Source organism: Vibrio sp. 2304 (genome assembly GCF_033339475.1).
Classification (GTDB): domain Bacteria; phylum Pseudomonadota; class Gammaproteobacteria; order Enterobacterales; family Vibrionaceae; genus Vibrio; species Vibrio alginolyticus.
The window spans coordinates 1-4,999 of sequence record NZ_JAWOUQ010000031.1; the positions used below are offsets into that span (position 1 = coordinate 1).

Genomic DNA, 4,999 nt, shown 5'->3' on the forward strand with positions numbered 1-4,999 from the left:
ACTTTTTAACCCTAACATTGTTTATCTTAGACAAAGGATATGAGTCTTTCTTAAACCTGAACTCTTTTGAATCCAAGTTAAAATCAGTATTTTTGTACATAATTTCCCTCTATTCGTATAACGCCCTGTTAAGGGGTGAGCAACGCAATACCGAAGCCACCGCATACCGCCTTAAACACTAAAACCAATGCATAGTAAAAATGCCACGCGTTGCGAATCCCTCTTGAACAGTTTGTTATGTATTTTGGTTGCACAAATTTATTAGCAAACTTTATACATAGAATTTAATAATACTTCCTTAGAAACCTAAAGATTAGAGAAAGTAAAATAAATGCAATAAGACTTAAGTAAGCTCTCCATTTAACCTGCTCGGCATTAGATTTATTTATCATATTAAGACCATCAGAACTAGAAAGAAGAACTTCATCTCCAGCCTTAACGTAAACAGTATAATAAATATTATCTAAATGCGTTTTAACTAGCCCAACACTTAGGTTTTCTGTATCTTTGCGCGAACCATATCCTAGGGAATAGTTATTATTTATTAAATTAAAGTCATACCCTTGAACTTTAATATCGTACTTGTGTTTTTTATCAAAAATAATTTCATAAGATATTCCACGACCAGAAGTACCATGCTTACCTGTTACCTCAGCTTTATGGTATAACACATCGTTATCAGTGTATGGCCTCTCAATAACTCTATTTTCTACAACACATATCGACATAATAAAAATGGCTATGAGAACTCCAGGCGCATAATATGAACCACAAATTCTCCTAACAATACGAATCATGCTTTTACTCGTTTCTAGTTGCATTGACAATAGCTCCAACGTTAATTAGTCAGTTGTCACTAAACCAATGATTAAAATACATAACGCCCTGTTAAGGGGTGAGCAACGCAATACAAAAGCCGCCGCAAACCACCTTAATCACTAAATTCAACGCATAGTAAAAATGCCACGCGTTGCGAATCCCTCTTAAACAGTTTGTTAGGTTTATTTGTCAACGCTTCCAATGTCCCCCCAAAGCGGGTTCTTACTTTTATAATGAGCAATTTGTTCATCAGCACATCGCTCTATCAAATCAGGAACACGGTCGCTGATGAAACGCCCTAACTTTTTTAGCTTATAGATATAGTACAAGTTAAGCAGAATGGATGTAATGCAGACGATAACTAGAGCACCCGCAATCTTAGCAATAACCAAATGCTTTGCTGATAGACTAGGCCAAAGAGGGTTGAGTTGGTCAACCCCCCAAATAAAAAACGGTACCAGCACCATCATCGAAATGAAAAGTCTTTTAGCAGGGGCTGTTGGCACAGAACTCAGCAACTCACTCTTAATATCCAATTTAGACCTCTTGTTTATTTAAAAACCTAACGCCCAATTAAGGGGTGAACAACGCCTACACCCAAATCTAAAGCATTGTGCCATAAACACTAAATTTGAAGTAGAAGCAAAAGTGCCGAGCGTTGTGAATCCCTCTTAAATTGCTTGTTATACAAATTTTTTCGCAAAAGCTGAGAATTCAGTTAACGCTTTTGACGTACCTTTGCGCATTTCTCCGCACGCTGTTTCAGCATAAGCATATTTATAAAGATGCACATCTGAACCTTGCATTAGATCACTTATATTGCAGTAAATACTGACACTTTCACGAGGCTCAAGCTTTCTAGGAAACGGCTTATTGTCAAAAAGAGTTGGACCTGTAATTACAGCCCGGTCTTTACGACGAGGGTATAAAAAACCAATCTCATCGACAGTCACATCAAATTTGCTTAGGTTAATAACCTCGATAACAAATAGATTTCTGGAAGTTTTACCATCAAAGCTATGCTTTGTGGATACAGAAAACTCTTGTCCTGTATCAGTTCGACCCCATGATTTAATGGATTTAGGCGTTACAACTAGCTTAACTTTCTCTTTATTCTGATCTCGCCAGAGGTTGTAGAAACTCATGCCCATACCTGTAAAAGCGGCAATACCAACGACAAGATCCTTTATTTGTAACAACTCACTCTGCACTCAATATCCCCATATTTGTATAACGCTGCGTTAAGGGGTGAATGCCGCACAAACCAACTTTCCGCAGACCACTTTCACCACCAAAACTCACCGCACACCAAAAATGCCACGCGGCATGAATCCCTCTTGAACGCCTTGTTATGCTTAAGCTTCAATGGGTTACGTTTTACTAGAACCAAGATTAACTCGACTTTGATTTACAAACAAAAGCCAAAACGTAGAAAACCGAAATGACTCATAGTTTTAAAAATCGGACTTTGAAATTTGGCCGCTAAAACTCAAAAACCTAAGATCAAATTGCTGGGTGAGCCAAACGCCCTAACCTCGCGCTTACCTGAAAATTGATTGAGGCAATTCTCCAAATTTCCAGCGCCAAAGAATAAGTGTCCGAAAAACAGCGCCCAATGAAGACAACTTGCCGACGAGCTCAAAACCAAAAAGCTAAGGGAACAAAGAAAAATCATAAACCACTGATTTTATTTGATTAAGCATAACGCCTTGTTAAGGTGTGAGGCACGCAATACCTAAGCTTCCGCATACCACCTTAATCACCAAACCTAACGCATGGTAAAAATGCCACGCGTGCCGAATCACTCTTGAACAATTTGTTATGCTCGTACTCAAAGAAATTGGAGAATTAAGCAAGTGACAAACGCTGGAAGCCCTGCAATAAAGAAAACCAAACCTGCCTGGAAGTTCATTCTATGCTGCTCTCGTTGGTCTTCTTCGAAATCATGACCTTCTACCATTTTGTAAACTTTATCTGTTCTAGAATCATCCATATGCGCTGTTTTACTATATACGCCACCTTCCCACATAAGCTTTGCTAAAACCCAGTTCACGATAACAACGAAGAACAGAAAGTCGACTGGCTGAGTAGTAGCAAAGAAGGGGACAAACTGAGCTAAGAGAATAACAATCAATGCTGCAACAAGATTGATTAGCACCACTTTCTTCAGTAAATTGAGCAAAATTCCCTCCTAGAGCATAACGCCCTGTTAAGGGGTGAGCAACGCAATACCGATGCCGCCGCATGCCACCTTAAACACTAAAACCAACGCATAGTAAAAATGCCACGCGTTGCGAATCCCTCTTGAACAGTTTGTTAGGTGGGATTGTCGCACGCCATAAGCAATGCTTTCAGCTCTAAATTCAATGAAGCCTCACCAATTTTTCTTGCTGAATTTCCCAATTGATTGCGGTAATTACAATCGGCTCCCGCCTCTAATAATAACCTAACACCTTCGATATTCTCATTGATTGCAGCAATCATTAATGGTGAGTTGTAAACATACTCCTGAGTAAGAAGTAAATTGGGATCACCTCCATTATCAAGAAGTAGCTTTAATATTTTGTTATTGGAGAAGTTAGCAGATGCAAAAACTGGGCTGTTCCCTTCATAATTCTGTATGTTGGGGAGCGCACCACTTGATAGTAAAGTTTTTACCAGTTCATGGTCACCAAGAAATGACGCCATGAGTAATAGTGACGCTCCACATGAATTGACTGTATTAACGTCCATTCCCTTCTTCAACAAACGTTGAGCATACGAGCTGCTTTTTCCCTCAATCATCTGATAAATTGCGATATTTATAGGACTACTAGGGTCGTTTCTGCTTTTGCAAGAACTTGAATCACTTGTCAAAAACACTATGGATAAAGCTGCTAGTAAAAATCGCTTCAAAATAATCCCTCCTAACGCCTTGTTAAGGTGTGAGGCACGCAATACCTAAGCCGTCGCATAACACCTTAACCACTAAAACCAACGCATAGTAAAAATGCCACGCGTGCCGAATCACTCTTGAACAATTTGTTATGTTTATTCCCCACGGGCAGACACCCTTTCAATGTAAAACCCAAGCCAACCCTGCTTACCACAAGCTTCTACAGTGCCGCCTATATCAATATTATCTCGCATCAGCTTTTTCGTAGGATACCAAAAAGTACGATTCGACTGAGGGGCTTCAATCGTGATATCACTGAGACCAAACATAACTCGCCGACCCTCTGCAACGTTTGAGAGTTTGCCGACATGACAATAGTCTTGCCCTGTCAAAATCGTGGTAATCAATAAAACACGAAAAAAAGGCAAAAGAAGAATTGCTATAATCGGATATGCAAAAAGCCCAGAGAATATTAACACCTGCCATCGATTGAAACCTGCTTTATGGCTAAGTCTATGAGCCATCACTGCCCACACGCTTTTTCCATTCACTTTCCCAAAAATTACAAATGCCAGATAGCAAGCTGAACAAACAGGCAAAAATAGATAAACAATGAAGTCAAAATACGCACCTGATATATCAAATGGCAGTCTAAATACAATGATTGAAATACCAAAATAAATCGCGAAGAAGAGGCTAACATTGTTGATAGCAGACATTTTCATCCTTTAAACATAACGCCCTGTTAAGGTGTGAGCAACGCAATACCGAAGCTGCCGCATACCACCTTAAACACTAAAACCAACGCATAGTAAAAATGCCACGCGTTGCGAATCACTCTTAAACAGTTTGTTATGCCTATGCTAACCACCTAGAAAATCTAGTATTTTTTGTCCAGTACCTAGACCTCGTTTGTAAAACTCAGTGTGACCGCAGCTACTGCATGATAAGAAATAAAAACGGTGTTTGTTGTAATTGAAAAATGTACTCCAAAATCCACCACTGGCTCTTAACTCACCAACCTCATATGACTCTGAACCACATTTATCACAGCAGTATTCAAACTTCGATTTCACTTTGTCATTCCCTAACAGGTGGTTTGCCATCTGCTTGTTTGCAAGCTCTTTGCCTAAAGACCCGCACTGTTCACACTTTAATGATGAGTGTTCATTGCTATGCCCGCACCCAAAGCACTCCCATTTACTATCCATATTCCCTCTTATAGGCATAACGCCCTGTTAAGGTGTGAGCAACGCAATACCGAAGCCACCGCATACCACCTTAAACACTAAAACCAACGCATAG

The 4,999-nt window shown here is 39.6% G+C and carries 8 protein-coding genes; all 8 read right to left on the minus strand.

All coding sequences use genetic code 11. The features are described from left to right. Window positions 1–284: 284 nt before the first annotated feature. Window positions 285–821: a hypothetical protein gene (locus R7P64_RS23955; RefSeq protein ID WP_318119306.1), complete on the minus strand. Its 537-nt coding sequence runs from the start codon at window positions 819–821 to the stop codon at window positions 285–287. A 180-nt stretch (window positions 822–1,001) separates the two neighbouring features. Further along, window positions 1,002–1,355, minus strand: coding sequence for a hypothetical protein (locus tag R7P64_RS23960; protein WP_213973625.1), 354 nt, complete (start codon window positions 1,353–1,355; stop codon window positions 1,002–1,004). A gap of 147 nt (window positions 1,356–1,502) precedes the next feature. Further along, window positions 1,503–2,030 (minus strand): hypothetical protein, encoded by a 528-nt coding sequence (locus tag R7P64_RS23965; protein WP_140201498.1) that lies wholly within the window; start codon window positions 2,028–2,030, stop codon window positions 1,503–1,505. Window positions 2,031–2,308: 278 nt separating this feature from the next. After that, complete coding sequence (locus tag R7P64_RS23975; RefSeq protein WP_239908956.1) at window positions 2,309–2,494, minus strand: hypothetical protein; 186 nt, start codon at window positions 2,492–2,494, stop codon at window positions 2,309–2,311. A gap of 156 nt (window positions 2,495–2,650) precedes the next feature. Beyond that, on the minus strand, window positions 2,651–3,001 hold the full coding sequence (locus R7P64_RS23980; protein WP_171345278.1) for a hypothetical protein: 351 nt from the start codon (window positions 2,999–3,001) through the stop codon (window positions 2,651–2,653). Between the two features lie 134 nt (window positions 3,002–3,135). After that, window positions 3,136–3,714 (minus strand): ankyrin repeat domain-containing protein, encoded by a 579-nt coding sequence (locus tag R7P64_RS23990; protein WP_017821397.1) that lies wholly within the window; start codon window positions 3,712–3,714, stop codon window positions 3,136–3,138. 135 nt (window positions 3,715–3,849) lie between these two features. Next, window positions 3,850–4,413 carry a hypothetical protein gene (locus R7P64_RS23995; protein ID WP_213973656.1) on the minus strand — a complete coding sequence of 188 codons (564 nt, stop codon included), beginning with the start codon at window positions 4,411–4,413 and terminating at the stop codon, window positions 3,850–3,852. Window positions 4,414–4,557: 144 nt separating this feature from the next. After that, window positions 4,558–4,923: a zinc ribbon domain-containing protein gene (locus tag R7P64_RS24000; protein ID WP_318119318.1), complete on the minus strand. Its 366-nt coding sequence runs from the start codon at window positions 4,921–4,923 to the stop codon at window positions 4,558–4,560. Window positions 4,924–4,999 lie beyond the last annotated feature (76 nt).

Bases quoted from the DNA above. Each gene is read 5' to 3' on its own strand.
- R7P64_RS23955 (WP_318119306.1), bottom strand. From the start codon at position 821: ATGCAACTAGAAACGAGTAAAAGCATGATTCGTATTGTTAGGAGAATT.
- R7P64_RS23975 (WP_239908956.1), bottom strand. From the start codon at position 2,494: ATGATTTTTCTTTGTTCCCTTAGCTTTTTGGTTTTGAGCTCGTCGGCA.
- R7P64_RS23995 (WP_213973656.1), bottom strand. From the start codon at position 4,413: ATGTCTGCTATCAACAATGTTAGCCTCTTCTTCGCGATTTATTTTGGT.
- R7P64_RS24000 (WP_318119318.1), bottom strand. From the start codon at position 4,923: ATGCCTATAAGAGGGAATATGGATAGTAAATGGGAGTGCTTTGGGTGC.